19 protein-coding genes are annotated in these 17,733 nt (G+C 72.5%); 9 read left to right on the top strand and 10 right to left on the bottom strand.

The window, feature by feature from the left end; genetic code table 11:
- Positions 1 to 79 precede the first annotated feature (79 nt).
- Together J7E22_RS07775 and J7E22_RS07780 are read left to right on the top strand one after the other, a co-directional pair.
- The gene (locus tag J7E22_RS07775) at positions 80 to 967 is read left to right on the top strand and encodes an SDR family oxidoreductase (RefSeq protein WP_214980422.1); all 888 of its coding nucleotides are present in this window, start codon (positions 80 to 82) and stop codon (positions 965 to 967) included.
- 116 nt (positions 968 to 1,083) lie between these two features.
- On the top strand, positions 1,084 to 1,380 hold the full coding sequence (locus J7E22_RS07780; RefSeq protein WP_214980425.1) for a Dabb family protein: 297 nt from the start codon (positions 1,084 to 1,086) through the stop codon (positions 1,378 to 1,380).
- A 10-nt stretch (positions 1,381 to 1,390) separates the two neighbouring features.
- Here the strand turns inward: J7E22_RS07780 and J7E22_RS18170 are convergent, their stop codons facing one another.
- On the bottom strand, positions 1,391 to 2,239 hold the full coding sequence (locus J7E22_RS18170) for a helix-turn-helix transcriptional regulator (protein ID WP_214980427.1): 849 nt from the start codon (positions 2,237 to 2,239) through the stop codon (positions 1,391 to 1,393).
- Between the two features lie 101 nt (positions 2,240 to 2,340).
- On the opposite strand from J7E22_RS18170, the gene J7E22_RS07790 reads away from it, so the two are divergent.
- From J7E22_RS07790 to J7E22_RS07800, 3 genes are all read left to right on the top strand, one after another.
- Positions 2,341 to 3,024 (top strand): SDR family NAD(P)-dependent oxidoreductase, encoded by a 684-nt coding sequence (locus tag J7E22_RS07790; protein ID WP_214980434.1) that lies wholly within the window; start codon positions 2,341 to 2,343, stop codon positions 3,022 to 3,024.
- 96 nt (positions 3,025 to 3,120) lie between these two features.
- Positions 3,121 to 3,768: a pyroglutamyl-peptidase I gene (pcp, locus tag J7E22_RS07795; protein WP_214980437.1), complete on the top strand. Its 648-nt coding sequence runs from the start codon at positions 3,121 to 3,123 to the stop codon at positions 3,766 to 3,768.
- 77 nt (positions 3,769 to 3,845) lie between these two features.
- Positions 3,846 to 4,574 (top strand): phosphatase PAP2 family protein, encoded by a 729-nt coding sequence (locus J7E22_RS07800; protein WP_214980444.1) that lies wholly within the window; start codon positions 3,846 to 3,848, stop codon positions 4,572 to 4,574.
- 42 nt (positions 4,575 to 4,616) lie between these two features.
- Here J7E22_RS07800 and soxR read toward each other — a convergent pair whose 3' ends face one another.
- Positions 4,617 to 5,105 (bottom strand): redox-sensitive transcriptional activator SoxR, encoded by a 489-nt coding sequence (gene soxR / locus J7E22_RS07805; protein ID WP_214980446.1) that lies wholly within the window; start codon positions 5,103 to 5,105, stop codon positions 4,617 to 4,619.
- Between the two features lie 53 nt (positions 5,106 to 5,158).
- Complete coding sequence (locus J7E22_RS07810) at positions 5,159 to 6,193, bottom strand: aldo/keto reductase (protein WP_214980454.1); 1,035 nt, start codon at positions 6,191 to 6,193, stop codon at positions 5,159 to 5,161.
- 207 nt (positions 6,194 to 6,400) lie between these two features.
- Between J7E22_RS07810 and J7E22_RS07815 the strand changes: the two genes are divergently transcribed.
- Entirely contained in the window at positions 6,401 to 7,624 is a 1,224-nt protein-coding gene (locus J7E22_RS07815; protein ID WP_214980456.1) for an MFS transporter, read from the top strand.
- A gap of 367 nt (positions 7,625 to 7,991) precedes the next feature.
- Here the strand turns inward: J7E22_RS07815 and mnhG are convergent, their stop codons facing one another.
- The 7 genes from mnhG to J7E22_RS07850 all read right to left on the bottom strand — a co-directional run bounded on the left by mnhG (position 7,992) and on the right by J7E22_RS07850 (position 15,362).
- On the bottom strand, positions 7,992 to 8,345 hold the full coding sequence (mnhG, locus tag J7E22_RS07820; RefSeq protein WP_214980458.1) for a monovalent cation/H(+) antiporter subunit G: 354 nt from the start codon (positions 8,343 to 8,345) through the stop codon (positions 7,992 to 7,994).
- Positions 8,342 to 8,707 (bottom strand): sodium:proton antiporter, encoded by a 366-nt coding sequence (locus tag J7E22_RS07825; RefSeq protein WP_214980460.1) that lies wholly within the window; start codon positions 8,705 to 8,707, stop codon positions 8,342 to 8,344. Before J7E22_RS07825 ends, mnhG begins: the two co-directional genes overlap by 4 nt.
- Before the next feature lie 17 nt (positions 8,708 to 8,724).
- Positions 8,725 to 9,348 carry a Na+/H+ antiporter subunit E gene (locus J7E22_RS07830; protein WP_214980462.1) on the bottom strand — a complete coding sequence of 208 codons (624 nt, stop codon included), beginning with the start codon at positions 9,346 to 9,348 and terminating at the stop codon, positions 8,725 to 8,727.
- Complete coding sequence (locus tag J7E22_RS07835; protein ID WP_214980464.1) at positions 9,345 to 11,039, bottom strand: Na+/H+ antiporter subunit D; 1,695 nt, start codon at positions 11,037 to 11,039, stop codon at positions 9,345 to 9,347. The genes J7E22_RS07830 and J7E22_RS07835 overlap by 4 nt, the downstream gene beginning before the upstream one ends.
- On the bottom strand, positions 11,036 to 11,497 hold the full coding sequence (locus tag J7E22_RS07840; RefSeq protein WP_214980466.1) for a Na(+)/H(+) antiporter subunit C: 462 nt from the start codon (positions 11,495 to 11,497) through the stop codon (positions 11,036 to 11,038). The genes J7E22_RS07835 and J7E22_RS07840 overlap by 4 nt, the downstream gene beginning before the upstream one ends.
- Positions 11,494 to 14,448 carry a Na+/H+ antiporter subunit A gene (locus tag J7E22_RS07845; protein ID WP_214980467.1) on the bottom strand — a complete coding sequence of 985 codons (2,955 nt, stop codon included), beginning with the start codon at positions 14,446 to 14,448 and terminating at the stop codon, positions 11,494 to 11,496. Before J7E22_RS07845 ends, J7E22_RS07840 begins: the two co-directional genes overlap by 4 nt.
- Before the next feature lie 161 nt (positions 14,449 to 14,609).
- Positions 14,610 to 15,362 (bottom strand): SDR family NAD(P)-dependent oxidoreductase, encoded by a 753-nt coding sequence (locus tag J7E22_RS07850; RefSeq protein WP_214980469.1) that lies wholly within the window; start codon positions 15,360 to 15,362, stop codon positions 14,610 to 14,612.
- Between the two features lie 94 nt (positions 15,363 to 15,456).
- Here J7E22_RS07850 and J7E22_RS07855 point away from each other — a divergent pair, with 94 nt between their 5' ends.
- The 3 genes from J7E22_RS07855 to J7E22_RS07865 are packed head-to-tail and all read left to right on the top strand — an operon-like array spanning position 15,457 to position 17,723.
- Positions 15,457 to 16,179: an SDR family oxidoreductase gene (locus J7E22_RS07855; RefSeq protein WP_214980477.1), complete on the top strand. Its 723-nt coding sequence runs from the start codon at positions 15,457 to 15,459 to the stop codon at positions 16,177 to 16,179.
- On the top strand, positions 16,176 to 16,835 hold the full coding sequence (locus tag J7E22_RS07860) for a FadR/GntR family transcriptional regulator (protein WP_214980485.1): 660 nt from the start codon (positions 16,176 to 16,178) through the stop codon (positions 16,833 to 16,835). The genes J7E22_RS07855 and J7E22_RS07860 overlap by 4 nt, the downstream gene beginning before the upstream one ends.
- Positions 16,836 to 16,853: 18 nt before the next feature.
- Complete coding sequence (locus J7E22_RS07865; RefSeq protein ID WP_214980486.1) at positions 16,854 to 17,723, top strand: SMP-30/gluconolactonase/LRE family protein; 870 nt, start codon at positions 16,854 to 16,856, stop codon at positions 17,721 to 17,723.
- Positions 17,724 to 17,733 lie beyond the last annotated feature (10 nt).

Below are 17,733 nucleotides of genomic sequence, written 5' to 3' on the forward strand. Positions count from 1 at the left end.
GCCGGGGGCGTTCGACGGGCAAGGGAACCCGTTCCCTGGACTGTACCGACGGCAAACCGATGCCGAGCACAGTGGGCCGATGAGCCAGTACGACAAGCGTGACCCGAACACCATGTACCCGAAGCCGCCGTTCCCCGAGCAGGAGCAGTCCCTGCCCGGGGCGGCCTGGAAGATGGACCCCAAGCCGGACCACGGCGAGCAGAGCTACGTCGGGAAGGACCGCCTGACCGGCTACCGCGGTGTCGTCACCGGAGCGGACTCCGGGATCGGGCGTGCCGCAGCGATCGCGCTCTCCCGAGAGGGCGCCGACCTGGTGCTGTCCTACCTGCCCGACGAGCAGCAGGACGCCGAGGAGGTCCGCGACCTCCTCGAGTCCGAGGGGCGCCGGGCGGTGCTGTTCCCCGGTGACATCTCCGACGAGCAGTACTGCGCGGACCTGGTCCAGAAGGCCGTCGACGAGTTCGGTGGCCTGGACACCCTCGTGATGGTCGCGGGGCGCATGGACAGCAACGAGGACATCCTGACGCTCGACACGTCGATGTTCGACTCGACGTTCAAGACGAACATCTACTCCCTGTTCTGGCTGACGAAGGCGGCCGTGCCGCACCTGGAGCCCGGATCGACGATCGTCACCACCGGGTCGATCCAGGCCAGCACGCCGTCGGCGGACAAGATCGACTACGCCGTGTCCAAGGGGGCGATCAAGCTCTTCACCGAGGCCGTCGCCCAGCAGCTCGCCCCGAAGGGCATCCGCGTGAACTCGGTCGCGCCGGGTCCGGTGTGGACGCCGCTGCAGCCCGGCTCCGACGACGCCGAGACGGTGTCGCACTTCGGTGAGACGTCCCCGTTCGGGCGCCCGGGGCAGCCCGCGGAGCTCGCCGCCGCGTACGTGCACCTGGTGAGCCCGGAGTCGAGCTACCAGTCCGGTTCCACCATCACGATCGCCGGTGGCACCCCGGCGTTCTGACGTGCGCCGTGACGGACGGGAGGCGCGGTGCCAGCTGGCACCGCGCCTCCCGTCCGTCGTCGTGGCACGCTGGGACGCGAGCCGGCCACCCGGGACGGCCACGCGAGGAGGCACCCGTGTCCGGAACCACCCATGTCGTGCTCGTCCAGTGGCGGGACGGCGCGGACCGAGCCGACGCGGCCGACGCGGTCGTGCGGCAGCACCTCCCGCTGATCGAGGGCGTCGAGTCGGTCCGATCGGGCCGCAGCGTGAGCACCGAGGGGCTCGAGGACGGCTTCGACTGGATGCTCGTCGTGCGCTTCCGTGACCGAGCAGCGCTCGAGGCGTACCTACCGCACCCGGAGCACCAGCCCGTCGCCACCTTCATCGGGGACGCCGGCGCTCGCGTGGTCGTGTTCGACATCGACGACTGAAGGCTCGGGGCTACTGCTCCCGGAGCGACTGCGACCCGAGGACGACGGCGAGCGCGAGCCGCTCGGCGTCCGATGACCCGGGGTCGGCGGTGTAGGCGAGCACGGTCAAGTCGTCCGTCGTGACCTGCAGCGTGTCGCAGTCCAGCGTGATCCGTCCCACGACGGGGTGGTCGACCACCTTCCGCCGGCTGGTCTCCCGGGGCGGCACGAGCGTCCCGGCGTCCCAGAGCGCGACGAAGCGTGGGCTGGCGTCGCGGAGGTCCCGGACGAGCTGCCGGAGCTGACGATCCCGCGGGTACCGGAGGGTGGTCAGACGGAGGGCCGCGACGACGGACGCTTCGAACGCCGTCTGCTCCTCCGGTGTGTGCACCGCACGGCTGCCCGGGCCGACCAGGTGCCGCCACGCGGTGTTCCGCTCGTGGCCGCGCAGTGCCGCGACGGGACCCATCAGCGCGTCGTAGGGGGCGTTGGCGACCAGGATCGTCCCGGCTGCGTCGAGCACGGCGACGGGGGTGTCCGCCAGCCGGTCGAGCAGCCGCTGCAGGCTCGGCGGGATGCGGGACGGCACCACGTCTGCTCCCGGCACCGCGTGTCCGGCGAGCCGGTAGAGCAGCTCCCGATCGACGTCGCCGACGCGGAGCGACCGCACGAGCGCCTCGACGACCTGGGCGGACGGCGAGGTCGACCGCCCCTGCTCGAGGCGGGTGAGGTAGTCGGCCGAGATGCCGGCGAGCGCGGCGAGTTCCTCGCGGCGGAGTCCGGTCGCCCGCCGTCGGGTGCCGGGGGTGATCCCGACGACGGTCGGCGCGACGTGGTCGCGCAGTCGCCGCAGGGTCCGGCCGAACTCGGTGTGCTCCACGACACCAGTGTGCGTCCGACGGCGGTGGCTGTCCTGGGTCCGCCAGTCCTACGACGACGGGACGACTGGGTGCGGGAGCGGCACGGGAACAGGCTGTGCCCATGACAACGACACTCGTGACCGGGGCCACTCGCGGCCTCGGCAAGGAAACCGCCCGCCAGCTCGTCCAGGCCGGGCACACCGTCTACGTGGGTGCGCGGGACGCCGAGCAGGGCACCCGGGTCGCCGCCGAGATCGGTGCGCGCTCCGTCCAGCTCGACGTGACCGATGACGCGTCGGTCGCCGCGGCCATCGCCACGATCGAGGCCGACGGCGGGCTCGACGTGCTGGTGAACAACGCCGGGATCGGGCTGCTCGCCCGGAACGGCCCCGAGGCGCTGCACGTGTTCGACACGAACGCGGTCAGCATCGTCCGGACGACCGAGGCCGCCGCGCCCCTGCTCCGGCGTTCCGCCAACCCGGTCATCGTGAACATCTCGAGCGCCCTCGGGTCCTTCGCGGCGAACCACGACCCGGACAAGCCGGCGTCGCAGTACGAGGCGATCGTGTACGGCGCGAGCAAGGCGGCCGTGTCGATGCTCACCGTCCAGTACGCCCGGGCACTGCCGGAGATCCACGTGGTCGCGGTCGAGCCGGGTTACACCGCGACCGAGTTCGGCGGCGTCGAGAACCCGCACGGTCGCCCCGTCGAGGTGAGCGCCGCCACCGTCGTGGCGGCGGCCTCCGCCGGCCCGGAGGGGCCGACCGGCGTCCTCCTGGAGGACGGTGCCCCGCTGGGCTGGTGATCCCGCGTCGCCCACCGACGGACGGGAGGCGCGTGGCCGCCCGCCACGCGCCTCCCGTCCGTCGGCGCACCAGGCGCACCGGCCTACGATCGAGTGATGGCCCCCGCGACCGAACCCACCGTCCTGCTCACCGGATTCGAGCCGTTCGGTGAGGACTCGCGCAACCCGTCGTGGGACGCGGTGCAGCAGCTCGCCGCGACCTGGGACGGCCCCGCGAACCTGGTCGTCGCGTGCCTGCCCGTCGTGTTCGCCGAGGAGCGTGCGCGTCTCGCCGCCCTCCTGCAGGAGCACCACCCGGACGTCGTCATCGGCACCGGACTCGCGTCCGGCCGTTCCGCGGTCACGCCCGAGCGGGTCGCGATCAACGTGCAGGACGCACGGATCCCGGACAACGCGGGCGCCCAGCCGGTCGACGAGCCGATCGACCCGGAGGGGCCGGCGGCGTTCTTCTCGACCCTGCCGGTCAAGCGCATCGTGCGGGGGATCCGCGACGCCGGCGTCCCGGCCGCCGTGTCGAACACCGCCGGCACGTTCACCTGCAACCAGGTGTTCTACGAACTCATGGCATCGGCTGCGCGTGACGGGTTCCGCGCCGGGTTCGTCCACGTGCCCGCGACCCCGGAGCTCGGGTTCGACGGACCGACGCTCCCGCTCGACCAGATCGTCGCGGCGTTGCGCGTCGTCGTGCACGAATCGCTCGACGGCGGACCGGACCTCGTCGAGCAGGGCGGTGCGGAGCACTAGGCGTCCGCTGAACGATCTCCGAGGGTTTCGCGCACAAATCGCGCTCAGCACCGGGCCGAGCCTGCGAGCATGGTCAGATGACCGCCGCTCCTGAACCGCTCCGCCCGAACCGGCGGACCGCCGACGTCAACGGGATCCTCATCCCGAGTACCCATCCGTTGGCTTCGGTGGCGATCGCCATCGCTGCGGTCATCGTCATCACGCTGGTCGGGTTCACGCTCGGAACGGTCGACCTCGGGCTCGCCAAGGCGTTGAACGGGCTGCACACGGGCGCGCTCGGTGCGTTCTCCAGCGCGGTCTACCACGTGATCAGCCCCGCGCCGGCGATCGGCATCACCGTCGTCGTCACCGCGGTGATCTGGTGGCGTGGACGTGACATCCGGCCTGCCGCGGCGTTCGCCGGCACGATCGCGATCACCTGGCTGCCCTCCGCGGTCGTCAAGGAGATCGTGCACCGCGCGCGTCCGGATGTGCACGTCCTGCCGCACCCCTTCCCGGTGCAGCCCGACCCCGGGTACCCGAGCGGCCACACCGTCTACATCACCGTGTTCGTGATCGCCCTGGTGTGGTTGCTCCGTGACACCCGCTGGCACCGGCTCGCGCGGACCCTCGGGGTCATCGTGATCGTGGTCGTGTTCTTCGCCGTGACGATCGACGCCGTGCACTACCCGACGGACGCGCTCGCCTCGATCCTGTGGGCGGCCGCGATCGCGCCGGGCGTGCGGGTGGTGTGGGTCGACTGGCTGATGCCGAAGATCCCGTTCCTGCGCCCCGACGCCACCGGGAGGCGCGCCGTCCGCTCCTGAGCGCGTGCGCCGCGGCTCGCAGCACAGCGACCCCCGCCCGCGTCAGTCCACCGCGTCCGTGAGCTCGTCCTCGATCGGCAGCAGTCGCCGCGCCCCGTGTCCCTCGTCGCCGAGTGCGTCGCCCGGGTTCATCACCAGGCAGGCGTTCAGTGACACGCAGCCGCACCCGATGCACTGGTTCATCTCGCGCTGCAGCCGCTCGAGTTCGCGTTGCCGAGCCTGCAGCCGAGCACGCCAGCGCTCACCGAGCCGGTCCCAGTCCCGCAGCGACGGCATCCGGTCGGCCGGGAGCGCCGCGAACTGCTCCGCGACCTCGCTCAACGGGATCCCGAGACGTTTCGCCACCTGGATGATCGCGATGCGGCGCTCGACGTGCCGGGGGTAGAGCCGGGTGCCGCCCGTCGTGCGCTCCGGGCGGATGAGGCCCTTGCGCTCGTAGAAGTGCAGGGCCGACGCGGCGACCCCGGTGCGGCGCACGATCTCGCCGATCGGCAGCAGATCGGTCGGCTTCGGGTCCGGGATCTCCACCATGGTCGAGATCCTACGACCGGGGGCCGGTCGGCCAGCCGGCTGTGGAGGACCGGTCAGGAGACCCCGACGCGCCGCCCGCCCCGGAGGCGCTCTCGCGTGAGCGCGGGCAGCGGGAACCCGGTGTCCCGTTCGAGCACGTGCGTCCCCGGCGGGACGACCGCGTCGACGGCGTCGAGCAGGTCGTCGTCCAACACGACCTCCGCCGCCTGCACGTAGGCGTCGACGTGCGACACGGTGCGCGGCCCGACCACCACGGACGACACGTCGGGGTGGGTCAGCGCGAACCCGACCGAGAGTTCCAGCAGGGTGATCCCGGCGTCGTCGGCGAGGCGCCCCAGCCGATCGGTGACCTCCAGCTTCCGGCGGTTCCGGGCCGACCCCAGGTCGAAGCCGGCCGGGTCGTCGAGCGCTCCGGACGACCGCGGCTGGACCGCTCCGCTCCGGTACGCGCCGGCCAACCACCCACCGGCGAGCGGCGCACCCGCGAGCACGCCGAGGCCGAACCGCCGCGCCACGGGCAGCACGGTGCGCTCCGCGGTGCGGGTCAGGATCGAGTACGGCACGTGCGTCGCCGAGGCGCTCTTCGCTCCCGAGCGCAGCCACTGCGCCTCCACGAGCTCCTCGGCGGGGAACCCCGGGATACCGAACGCGCGGATCTTGCCCTGCGCGACGAGGTCCGCCAACGCGTCGAGGGTCTCGTCGAGCGACGTCGCCGGGTCCGGGTGCGCGGGCTGGTACAGGTCGATGACGTCCGTCCCCAGGCGCTCGAGGCTCCGTTCGACCGCGCGGAACATCCAGCGCCGGCCGTTCCCCCGGTGCGCCGGGTCGTGGTCGACGGGGTCGCCGAACCGCACGGACACGAACACGTCGTCACGGTGACCGTCGAGCGCCCGACCGACCGCCGTCTCCGCGAGGCCCGCCCCGTGCGCGTCGGACACGTCGACGGCCGTGATCCCCCGCCCGAGCGCGTCGAGCACCAGCCGCGAGGCCTCGTCGAGGTCCCGCTCGGCCACCGTCGCGAGGGCCCGCGTCCCGAGCGTCAGCGCGCTGACGGGCGCTCCCGTGCGCCCGGTTCGTCGCTGTTCCATGCGCGCCACCATAGGTGGCGACCACCCCGGGACGGTTGCTCGGTGACGCGGCGTTACCCGCGCCTCCCGTCCGCCCCTTGCTACCCTGGACGGGCAGTTCACAACACGCAGTGTGTATCTACCGGCCGCCGGCACCCCGGCGGAACAACGGCGGCACCCGATGGGTCCGCCTCCGCTGAACCGGGCCGGGCCGAGAAGGCACACCCCATGCTCCACGCACGACCGTCCGACGTCTCGCTGGTCTCCCACACCGGCCGCTGGTACTTCCCGATCGCGTTGATCGCGCGGCTCCCCTTCGCGATGATGGTCGTCGGGGTCCTGACGCTCGTCGTCGCCTCCCGTGACTCTGTCGCCCTGGGCGGGGTCAACTCGGCGTTCGTCGGGATCGGGTCCGCGATCTTCGGCCCCATGGTCGGCGCCGCTGCCGACCGGTTCGGCCAACGTGCCGTGCTCGTCCCCGTCGGCCTGGCGAACGCGGCGCTGCTCGGGGCGTTCCCGTTCGTCGTCCAGGGCACCGCTCCGGACCTCGCCGTCCTGGCGATGTCGTTCCTGATCGGCGCGTCCGCGCCGCAGGTCGCCCCGATGTCCCGCACCCGGTTGGTCGCGATCGTGCGGCAGCGCATGGCGCCCGACCGCCGCGAGAAGGTCCTCGGCGGCACGATGGCCTACGAGTCCGCCGCCGACGAGGTCGTGTTCATCGTCGGACCGTTCCTGGTCGGGCTGCTGGCGACCGCGATCGCGCCGTGGGTGGCGGTCGCCGGCGCGTCCGCCCTGACCTTCGTGTTCGTGACCGCGTTCGCGTTGCACCCGACCGGCAAGCTCGTGGTCCGCGGTGCCACCGAGGCTGCGCAGGCACCCGCCCGGCAGCTGCTCGACCCCCGACTCGTGGTGGTCGTCGTCGGGATCCTCGGGGTCGGGCTGTTCTTCGGGTCGACGTTGACCTCGTTGACCGCGTTCATGGAGGTGCACGGTGAGTCGTCGCAGGCGGGGCTGCTCTACGGCCTGATGGGCTTCGGATCGGCCGGGTTGGCACTCGGGTCCGCCCTGTTCCCGCGGGCGTTCGGACTCGGGTGGCGGTGGCTCGTGTTCGGTCTGGTGCTGCTCGGCGGGTCCGTCGCCTTCGCGCTGGCGGACTCGGTGCTCGCGGTCGGGATCGTCCTCGCCGTCCTGGGGTTCGGGATCGGTCCGACGCTCGTGACGCAGTACTCGCTCGGGTCCGCTCGCTCGCCGGTGGGTCGGTCGGCGACGACGATGACGATCCTGGGTTCCGCCGTGATCGTCGGGCAGTCGCTGGCGTCGGCCGTGGTCGGTGACGTCGCGGAGCGCGCCGGAACGCCGACCGCGATGCTGTTCCCCGCGCTGTCGGCGGCGGTCGTCGTGCTCGCCGCGGTGGCGAACCTGGTGATGGAGCGTCGCGCCGCGACCCGCTGACGGCCGGGAGGCGCGGTGCCGCCCCGCCACGCACCTCCCGCCCGGCGGGGGTCGCGCTGGTGCGGCCGGCGCTGCCGGCTGCGGGCGCGCGGCCCGCTCGGCGTCCGGCCGGCCCGCTCTGCGTCGATGCGTGTGCATGTTTCGCCGATGCGCTCGTCGATCGACTCGTGCTTCGTCGCACCATGCGCACGCACCGGATGCGTGGGCATGGTGCACCGATCCACGTGTCGATCGTCTGGTGCTCGGTCGGATCATGCGAACGCGCCGAACGCGAGGGCGTCGAGGGGCGCCTCGCTGCCGGCCGCCCGACCACCCGGCCGCCCGGCCGCCCGGCCACCCCGCTGCCCGGCTGCCCGGCCACCGATCGCTACTCGGTGTCGTCGACGAGCAGGTCCTCGTGCCGGTAGTCGCCCGACCGCAGACCGGCCCGGGCGATCATGTGCGTCGCAACCGGCACCAGGAACAGCTGGAACACCATGACCGGCACGACCATCCAGAGCGCCGCCCAGGTCCACACCGCGACGACCACGGCAGCGAGCGCGAACGCCAGGCCGAGCACCTGCGGCTTCGCCATCGCGTGCAGCCGGACGAGCGGGTCGGGGAACCGGACGATCCCGATCCCCGCTCCGAGCGACAGCCCGGACCCGATCAGGAGCAGCGCGAGGGCGATCCAGGCGCGGATCCCGGCCTCGGCGAGGAACGACTCGATGAGCACGATCACGGTGTGCCTCCTTCGTCGACGGTGGCGTCCGCATCAGCGGCGGCATCGGTGCGGGCGTCGACATCGGTGCCGACCTTCGCGGCACCGAGTCCGTCGTCCGACGGGTCCGACGACGGCGTGACCGCCCGTGCCACCGCCACCGTGGCGAACACACTCGTCGCCGCGATCACCACCAACACGGGCAACGCCGTGAGGTCCCGGCGGATCACCATCGCCGCCGCGATCACCACCAGGACCGTCGTCAGCACCATGTCCGACCCGATCATCCGGTCGAGGATCGTCGGGCCGCGGACGATCCGCCACACCGCGAGCGCGAGCGCGCCCCCGAGCAGCGCCAGGACCAGGAGGACCCCGATCGCCATGACGACCACCGCGGCGCTCACCGGACCACCGCCGGCAGGGGTTCGGACAGCTCCGAGACGTCCTGCTTCGACCCGAGTGCACGGATCACGAGCGCCTCGATGCCGAGTGCCTCCTGCCGCGCGTCGGCCACCTGGGAGACGCGTTCGGTGTCCAGCACGTGCAGCAGCAACCGACGACGGCGGAGGTCGACGTCGGCGACGTACGACCCCGGCACGAGCGAGATCGCGAGGGTGGCCAGGGTGAAGGTCATCTCGGACGTCGAGTGGAGCTGCACGAGCGTGATGGAGCTCCGTCGCACCCCTCGGGGCCGGAACGCGACCCAGGCCACCCGGAACGAGGCGACGACGACCAGCCAGGACCACACCGTCAGGAAGTGCAGGAAGTGCACGACCGAGAACCGCGCGGACAGCGGCACGGGCGGGAGCGGCAGCAGCTGGGTGACGAGGAGCGCCACCACGACGCCGCACAGCAGCGTGAGCGGGGTCCACGATCCCCAGAGCAGCGCCCAGAGCACCGTCAGCCCGGCCACGAGCGGGACGTCGTAGCGCCAGGCGACCGCGATGCGGCGTGCCTTCGTGATCCGCCGGGTGTCGTCCCGAGGCGCGCGCGAACGGGGTCGGGACCCGGACCGGGGGCTCATGGCCGGCCTCCGAGGACGGCCTGCACGTACTGGTCGGGCGACTCGAGCGACCGGGCAGCGCGTGTGGCGTACCCGTAGAGCGGACCGGCCACGACGGTGAGCGCCACGGATCCGAGCACCGCGACGGTCGTGACCCCGACGAGCATCCGGGGCAGCCGCGCCGTGGCTGGTGCGGCGCCGGCAGCACCGGCAGCGACGGTCGCCGGACGGGAGGGACGGCGCACGTCCGCCGCGTCGGTGGCGGTCACCGAGCCTCCCGGCACCGAGCCCTGCGTCCCCGAGCCCTCAGGCACCGGGACGGCCGCCGGTTCCGGCGCCCGCAGGTGCGCCGCCGGCTCCGCGACCGCGACGTGCGGCGCAGCCGCTTCCGCCGCGGCCTTCGGCCGCCAGAACGCGGCGTCCCACACCCGCATGAGCGCGTACAGGGTGAGCAGCGACGTGACGACCCCGGCACCGATCGTGACGTACGCCAGGGGGGAGCCGTCCTCGGCGGCGGCGCGGAACAGCCCGAGCTTGCCGATGAACCCGGAGAACGGCGGGATCCCGCCCAGGTTGAACGCGGGCACCAGGTACAGCGCGGCCAGCAGTGGCGCGGCCTTGAGCAACCCACCGAGCGATCGCGTGGACGTCGTGCCGCCGAGACGTTCCATGAGGCCCGAGACCAGGAACAGGGTGGTCTGCACGACGATGTGGTGCACCGTGTAGAAGACCGCCGCGGCGGTGCCCGCGACGCTGCCGAGCCCGATGCCCATGACCATGAACCCGATGTGGCTGATGAGCGTGAAGGACAGCAGTCGTTTCACGTCCGTCTGGGACACCGCGCCGAGCACGCCGACCACCATCGTCAGGACCGCGACCACGAGCAGGACGTCGTTGAGCTGCGGGCCGGGGAAGACCACCGTCTCGAGTCGGATGATCGCGTAGATGCCGACCTTCGTCAGCAGACCGGCGAACACGGCTGTGACCGGCGCGGGCGCGGTCGGGTAGGAGTCGGGCAGCCAGAACGCCAGCGGGAACACCGCGGCCTTGATGCCGAACCCGATCAGCAGCATGGTGTGCAGGAGCAGCTGCACGTGTTCCGGCAGGGCGGCGACGCGTTCGGACAGCTGCGCGATGTTCACGGTGCCGGTCGCGCCGTAGACGAGCCCGATGGCGGCGAGGAAGATCGCCGACGCGATCAGGCTCGTCACGATGTACGTGGTCCCGGCGCGCACCCGTTGTTCGCTGCCACCCAGGGTGATGAGCACGTAGCTCGCCACCAGGAGCATCTCGAACGCGACGTACAGGTTGAACAGGTCGCCGGCGACGAACGAGTCCAGGACGCCGGCGGCCAGCACGAGGTACGTCGGGGAGAAGATCGTGACGGGCGCTTCGCCGTCGTCAGCGGCCAGGCCCTGCCCGATCGAGAACAGCAGGACGAGCAGGAGCACGCTCGCGCTGACGGTCGCGAGCAGTGCGCTCAGCCGATCCACCACGAGCGAGATGCCGTACGGGGCGTCCCAGCCGCCGACCTGGACGACGATCGTCCCGTGCCGGTCGACGAGCACCATCAGGGTCGCAGCGACGGCGAGCGCCACGACGAGCACGGCGACGGTGATCGCGCGCTGCAGCTTCTGGTGCTGCAGGAGTCCGAGGGCGGCACCGGCACCGAGGACCGGCACGAGCACCAGGAGCGGGACGAGCCAGGTCATCGTGGCGCTCCTTCCTGCTGCGTGCGGCTCTCGTGCGGGTCGTCGGCGTCCTCGGGGGAGGTCGGGTCGAAGCCCGCCTCGGGGTCATCGTCGGGGTCGTCGGGGTCGTCGCGCTGCCGACCGATCGCGGCGTCGGCCTCGTCGACCTCGACCTCGTCCGCGCGCGACAGCTTCCACGATCGGTGGATCAGGGCGAGCAGGAACGCGCTCACCGCGAAGGTGATCACGATCGCGGTGAGGGCGAACGCCTGTGGCAGCGGGTCCGTGATGCCCGCTGACGACCCACCGATCGGGGGCTTCCCCGCCGCCCCCGACATCGTCAGGAGCAGCAGGTTGAGGGCGTTCCCGAGGAGCAGGACCCCCAGGAGCATCCGGGTGAGCGAGCGTTCGAGCAGCAGGTAGACCCCGCACGAGAACAGCACCGCCATGGCGATGACGAGGACCAGGGTGACGGTCATGCGGGGCTCCCTCCGGTCGCCCGGCCCGGACTGGAGGCACGGCCCGCGTCACGCAGGTCCGTCCCGTCGTCCGCGTGGTCGGGTTCCGTGGTGTCGCGGACCGGGACCGTGGCGTCCTCCGTCCGCTGGCGGTCGACCTCGGCGCCGAGGCTCCGGAGGACGTCGAGCACCAGGCCGATGACCACGAGGTAGACGCCGATGTCGAAGAACGTCGCGGTGACGAACTCGACGTGTCCGAGCACCGGAACCGTCGCCTCGAAGAACTCGGAGTACAGGGCTTCGCGGCCGAAGGACATCGGGACGATCGCGGTGATCGCCGCGATCGCGACACCGAGTCCGAGCAGCCGCCCGGCCCGGACCGGTGCGGCGGCACCGAGTTCCGCCGGTCCGCCGGCCAGGTAGCGGGCGGCGAGGGCGATGCCCGCGACGAGGCCGCCGGCGAACCCGCCCCCGACCGCGTTGTGGCCGGCGAACAGCAGGTACACGGACAGCACGATGAGCCCGTGGAAGAGCAGTCGGACGACGACGTCGAGGAGGGCCGAGCGGCCCGTCGGGATCGCGGCACTCGTGGGGAGCCAGGCGCGGGGTTCGCCGTCCGCGCGCTCGTTCGGCACGCGGTCGCGCATGTCCCGGAGGCGGGGGAGCGTGTCCTCACGGGAGTTCACGAAGATCAGGCTCGCGACGCCCGTGGCCGCGGCCACGACGACGGTCAGCTCGCCGAGGGTGTCCCACCCGCGGAGGTCCACCAGGGCGACGTTCACGACGTTGAGTCCGTGCCCGAAGGACTTGGTCAGCGCGGGCAGGTCCAGCCACAGTTGACGAGCGGTCCGGGCGGAGGCAGCGACGATGACCACGACCGCCAGGGTGAGGCCCGCGAGCCCGGCGAACAGCGCGCGCACCACCCGGAAGCGTGACGGGTTCGCGGTGGCGATCCGTGGGGGGAGCCGGCGGAGCACGAGCACGAAGGCGATGAGCGTCACGGTCTCGACGACGAGCTGCGTCAGGGCGAGGTCGACGGCGCCGTGCAGGACGAACAGCACCGAGATGCCGTACCCGGTCACCCCGACGAGCACCGCGGCCGCGAACCGGGTCTTCGCGGTCAGCACGGCGATCGCGGCGACGGACATCACGAGCATCACGGGGACCTGGCCCCACGAGTCGGCGAAGCGCACGCGGAACGACCACGGGCCGCCGAGCACCAGGTTCGCGAGTGCGCCGGCGACGAACACCGACAGGATCACGGTGAGGTAGTACGGGAGGGACCCGCGCTGCACGCCGGCGGTCAGCCCCGTGGCCACCCGGTCGAGCCCCCGCATGATGCGGCGGTACGTGCCGGAGGCGCTCGGGGAGCCCGCGAACCGGTGCTGCAGGGCTTCCACGGGACGCCGCAGGGCGAACAGTGCGAGACCGCCCGCCAGCGTCAGCGCGGACAGCCCGAGGGCCGGCTCGAGGCCGTGCCAGAGCGCCAGGTGCGGGACCTCGCCGCCCGGGATGGCTGCGGCGCGCGCCGCGGGTTCCAGACCGTGTGCGACGAGGGGCGTGAGGAGCCCGAGGGCCAGCCCGGTGAGGGCCAGCAGCGTGGGCACGACGCCGAGCCCGTGCAGTGCGTGCGGTTCCGTCTGCTCCGCCCCGGGCTTCTGGGCGAAGGCTCCCCAGAAGAACCGGAGCGAGTACGCCACGGTCAGGACCGACCCGATCGTGACACCGACGAGCGCGAACCAGGCCCACCCGGCGTCCGGACCGTGCAGGGCCTCCAGGAACCCGGTGAGCACGGCCTCCTTCGCGACGAACCCGATCGTCGGGGGGATCCCGGCCATCGAGACGAGCGCGAGGGCGGCGACCACCGCGAGCCAGGGCATCCGCCGTCCCAGGCCGCTCAACCGACCGAGGTCGCGGGTGCCGGTCACGTGGTCGATCGCCCCGACGACCAGGAACAGCGTGGACTTGAACGTCGCGTGGGCCACGAGCAGCACCACACCGCCGAGGGCGATCTCCGGGGTGCCCCATCCGGCGGCGAGCACCAGGAACCCGAGCTGTGCGACGGTCCCGTACGCGAGCAGGAGCTTCAGGTCGGTCTGTCGGAGTGCCCGGTACCCACCGATCAGCATGCCGAGCACCCCGAGCACGGTGACCGTCTCGCGCCAGCCGCCGAGCAGGGCGAACGCGGGGGCGAGCCGGGCGACGAGGTAGATGCCGGCCTTCACCATGGCCGCGGCGTGCAGGTACGCACTGACCGGCGTGGGCGCGGCCATCGCGGCGGGTAGCCAGAAGTGGAACGGCACGATCGCGGACTTGGTCAGGGCACCGAGGAGGACCAGGACGACGGACACCGAGACGAGCGGACCCGGCTGGTCGATCAGTGCCGGCGCGGCCGCGATGATCCCGGACAACGAGGTCGTGCCGGCCCGCACCGACAGCAGCACGAGCCCGGCGAGCATCGCCAACCCACCCGCCGTCGTGACCACGAGGGCCTGCATCGCCGCGGCCCGGCTCGCCCGTTTGGCCGCGTCGTGCCCGATGAGCAGGTACGAGAAGACGGTGGTGGCCTCCCACAGGACGAAGAGCACGATGACGTCGTCCGCGACGACCAGGCCGTACATCGACCCGGCGAAGGCGGTCAGGACCCCGGCGAACCGGCCGGTCCCGGGTTCCCCGGGTGCGAAGTAGGACGCGCAGTAGACCAGCACGAGCGCGCCGACGATCGACACCACGAGCGCGAGCACCCAGGACAGCGCGTCCATCCGCAGCGCGATCACGAGGTCCAGCTGCGGGACCCATCCGGACCGCTCGGTGACGCCCCCGTGCAGCGCCGCGCCGCTCTGGGCGATCGTGACCACCGCTGCGGCCGCCGGCGCCAGGGCGGCGACGAAGAAGACCCGGCGCCCGAGCAGGGGCGTCAGGGCGGGGACGACGAGGGCGACGATCGCGAACGCGACGAGGACGGTGACCAACGGGCACCTCCTCGGGGTCGGGCTGCAGTCCGGCTCACTGGGTCCTCACAGCCTACGAAGCGCTCGATGTGGAGAACCTGAACGGCCGGACAGGAAGCCCGATGCCCGGTCCGACCTCGTGCCCACTCTGCTCGGCCGGTGCCCGGTCTGTCCGCCCGGCGTCAGCGACCGTGCGCGCGTGCCGGGATCTGCGTCGCGAGCTTGCCGCCGGAGACGTCGAGCAGCGTGCCGGTGATGTAGCCCGAGGCGTCGCTCGCCAGGAAGACGAGCAGGTCCGCGACGTCGTCCGGCGTCTCCCAGCGCCGGAGCGACAGCGTGTCGAGCAGCCGGTCCTGGGCGTCGGCGGGCATCGTCGCGAAGCCGTTCATCGCGGTCGGCACCATGCCGGGCGCGTACGCGTTCACGGTGATGTCCCACGGCCCGAGCTCGGACGCGAGCACGCGGGTGAACTGCACGACGGCGGCCTTGGAGGCGGCGTACGCGGCACTGCCGACGCTCGGGATGATGGCGGCGAAGGACGCGGCGTTGATGATGCGACCCCGTCCGGCAGCCTGCATCACGGGCGCGACGGCCTGGCTCATCAGGAACGTGCCACCGAGGTTGACGTCCATGCACCGGCGCCAGGCGTCCCACGTCAGGTCGGCGACGGTCCCCTCGACGTTGATGCCGGCGTTGTTCACCAGGACGTCGATCGTCCCGTGCCGCTCGACCACGGCCTGCACGGCCGACCGCACGGAGTCCGGATCGGCGACGTTGCAGACCACCTGGTCGACGCCGTCCTGCGGTGCGTCGAAGGCGAGGTCGAGTGCGACGACGCGGCAGTGCTCAGCGACGAACCGCTCGGCGATCCGCAGCCCGATGCCGCGCGCTGCTCCGGTCACGACCACCGCGCGGTCGGTCAGGTCGAGGTGCATCGTCGCTCCCGTCGTCAGGTGCCGTCATCGGCGGCCCGAGTGTCCGTGATCAGGGCCCGGGTCCCGTGACTCCCAATAGGCATACCATTCAAGCATGGCAGCCAAGCGGGTGCTCTGGGTCACTGGTGGGGGAAGCGGCATGGGCGCCGCCGTCGCGGTCCGGGCCGCTCGCGAGGGATGGACGATCGCGCTCAGCGGCCGACGACCTGACCGACTGGAGCAGGTGGCCACCGCGGTCCGCGACGTGGGCGGGACCGCACAGGTCCTGCCGCTCGACGCGACCGACGCCCACGCGACCGCATCGGCGCGGGATGCCCTCGTCGCCGAGCACGGGCGGATCGACGCACTCGTGCTCGCCGCCGGGCTGAACCACCCGCAGCGCCGCTGGGACGACCAGACACTCGTCGACTTCCGCGCCATCGTCGACACGAACCTGACGGCGGTCGTCACCGTGGTCGACGCCGCGTTGCCCGTGCTCCGGGAGTCCGGTGGTGTCGTGGTGGTGGTGTCCTCGTACGCCGGGTGGTCCTTCCAGCCGGGCGCCGGGGTGGCGTACTCGGCGAGCAAGACCGCGCTCGGGTCCGTCGTGCGCACGCTCAACCAGCAGGAGGCGCCGCACGGCGTCCGTGCCACCCACCTGTGCCCCGGCGACGTCGCCACGGACTTCCTCGACCAGCGCCCGGTGGTCCCCGACGCCGCTGCCCGCGAGGTGATGCTCACACCCGAGGACATCGCGTCGACGGTCTCGTTCGTGCTCGGTGCACCGCCGCACATGCGGATCGACGAACTCGTGGTCAGCCCGGTGGCCCAGCGGTGACGAGCACCTTCGACCGCGTGCTCGACGAGCTCGGTGCCGCGATCGTGCACGACCTGCTGCCTGTGGGCTCCCGCCACAGCATCGAGTCCCTCACGGAGCGGACCGGCGCGAGCCGGAGCATCGTCCGTGAGGCGGTCCGCGTCCTCGTCGGCCTCGGCCTGTGCGCCGCCCGGCGTCGGGTCGGCGTGGTCGTCCGACCACTCTCCGGGTGGGACCTGACCGATCCGCGGGTCATCGGGTGGCGGCTCGACGGGCCCGAACGAGCGCGGGTGCTCGACGACCTCCGAGCGCTCCGCCGCGCCGTCGAACCGGCGGCTGCGGCCGCCGCGGCGCAGCGCGTGTCGGACGGTGGTCCCGACGGCGGACTGGAGGCGCTGCTCGCGTCCGCCGACCGGCTCGCCACCGTCGCCGGTCCGGACGACGCAGCCACGTTCCTCCAGGCCGACCGGGAGCTGCACCGCAGCATCCTGGCCCTGTCCGGGAACGGTCTGTTCGTGCACCTGGGCCGCGTCGTCACGCGGGCACTCGACGAGCGGGCCGACGTCCGCCCGGACGTGCAGGACGTCGAGCTGCACGTGACGCTCGCCCGGGCGGTCGCTGGAGGCGATGTGCACGGTGCGGCAGCGACCATGACCGAGATCATCGACCGCACCTGACCCGCTCGAAGGAGAGCCATGCAGATCACCGACCTCATCCCGGACCCGACCGCACTGGAGCGCATCGCGACCGGCAGCACCTGGGCGGAGGGGCCGTGCTGGATCCCGGAGACCCGGACGCTCCGCTGGTCCGACATCCCCGGCGACCGGATCCGGCAGTGGCACGCCGCCACCGGGGACGTCACGGACTACGCCACCGGCGTCGAGTTCACGAACGGCCGCACGCTCGACCGCGACGGCAGCGTCGTGCAGTGCTCCCACGGCCTGCGGCGGGTCGAGCGCGACCGGGACGGCGTCGTCACCACCATCGCGGACGGGTGGGGCGGTGTCCGGCTGAACTCCCCGAACGACGTCGTCGTCGCCCGGGACGGCAGCGTGTGGTTCACCGACCCCGCCTACGGCATCACGCAACCCCGCGAGGGGCACCCCGGCGAGCGCGAGTACGGCGACCACTGGGTGTTCCGCTGCGGGCCGTCCGGCGAGGACCTCCGCCCCGTGGTGCTCGACCTCGACGAGCCGAACGGGCTGGCGTTCGACCCGTCCGAGCACCTGCTCTACGTCGCGAGTTCGTCGGCCGAGGAACCGGTGATCCGCGTGTACGAGCGGGACGGCGTCCGCGTGAAGAACGGTCGTGTGTTCGCGCGGCTCGACGCGGGCGAGGGCGTGCCGGACGGCATCCGAGTCGACGTGCACGGCAACGTGTGGTCCTCGTCGCACCGCGGTGTCGTGGTGTTCGCGCCCGACGGCACGCGCCTGGGCGACATCCCGGTGCCCGAGGTCGTCGCGAACCTGTGCTTCGGCGGGGACGACGGCACGACGCTGTTCCTCGCCGCGACGACGTCGGTGTACCGGATCGCGACGAGCACCGGGGACGCCGCCCAGCGCTGAACTCCCGGAC

This window comes from Curtobacterium sp. ISL-83, assembly GCF_018613895.1.
Classification (GTDB): domain Bacteria; phylum Actinomycetota; class Actinomycetes; order Actinomycetales; family Microbacteriaceae; genus Curtobacterium.

Excerpts from the sequence above, each read along its gene's own strand:
- J7E22_RS07850 (WP_214980469.1), bottom strand. The coding sequence starts at position 15,362 with ATGCACCTCGACCTGACCGACCGCGCGGTGGTCGTGACCGGAGCAGCG.
- J7E22_RS07855 (WP_214980477.1), top strand. The coding sequence starts at position 15,457 with ATGGCAGCCAAGCGGGTGCTCTGGGTCACTGGTGGGGGAAGCGGCATG.
- J7E22_RS07865 (WP_214980486.1), top strand. The coding sequence starts at position 16,854 with ATGCAGATCACCGACCTCATCCCGGACCCGACCGCACTGGAGCGCATC.
- pcp (WP_214980437.1), top strand. The coding sequence starts at position 3,121 with ATGGCCCCCGCGACCGAACCCACCGTCCTGCTCACCGGATTCGAGCCG.
- J7E22_RS07775 (WP_214980422.1), top strand. The coding sequence starts at position 80 with ATGAGCCAGTACGACAAGCGTGACCCGAACACCATGTACCCGAAGCCG.
- J7E22_RS07825 (WP_214980460.1), bottom strand. The coding sequence starts at position 8,707 with ATGGCGATCGGGGTCCTCCTGGTCCTGGCGCTGCTCGGGGGCGCGCTC.
- J7E22_RS07830 (WP_214980462.1), bottom strand. The coding sequence starts at position 9,348 with ATGAGCCCCCGGTCCGGGTCCCGACCCCGTTCGCGCGCGCCTCGGGAC.
- J7E22_RS07790 (WP_214980434.1), top strand. The coding sequence starts at position 2,341 with ATGACAACGACACTCGTGACCGGGGCCACTCGCGGCCTCGGCAAGGAA.
- soxR (WP_214980446.1), bottom strand. The coding sequence starts at position 5,105 with ATGGTGGAGATCCCGGACCCGAAGCCGACCGATCTGCTGCCGATCGGC.
- J7E22_RS07810 (WP_214980454.1), bottom strand. The coding sequence starts at position 6,193 with ATGGAACAGCGACGAACCGGGCGCACGGGAGCGCCCGTCAGCGCGCTG.
- J7E22_RS07815 (WP_214980456.1), top strand. The coding sequence starts at position 6,401 with ATGCTCCACGCACGACCGTCCGACGTCTCGCTGGTCTCCCACACCGGC.
- J7E22_RS07835 (WP_214980464.1), bottom strand. The coding sequence starts at position 11,039 with ATGACCTGGCTCGTCCCGCTCCTGGTGCTCGTGCCGGTCCTCGGTGCC.
- J7E22_RS07800 (WP_214980444.1), top strand. The coding sequence starts at position 3,846 with ATGACCGCCGCTCCTGAACCGCTCCGCCCGAACCGGCGGACCGCCGAC.
- J7E22_RS07840 (WP_214980466.1), bottom strand. The coding sequence starts at position 11,497 with ATGACCGTCACCCTGGTCCTCGTCATCGCCATGGCGGTGCTGTTCTCG.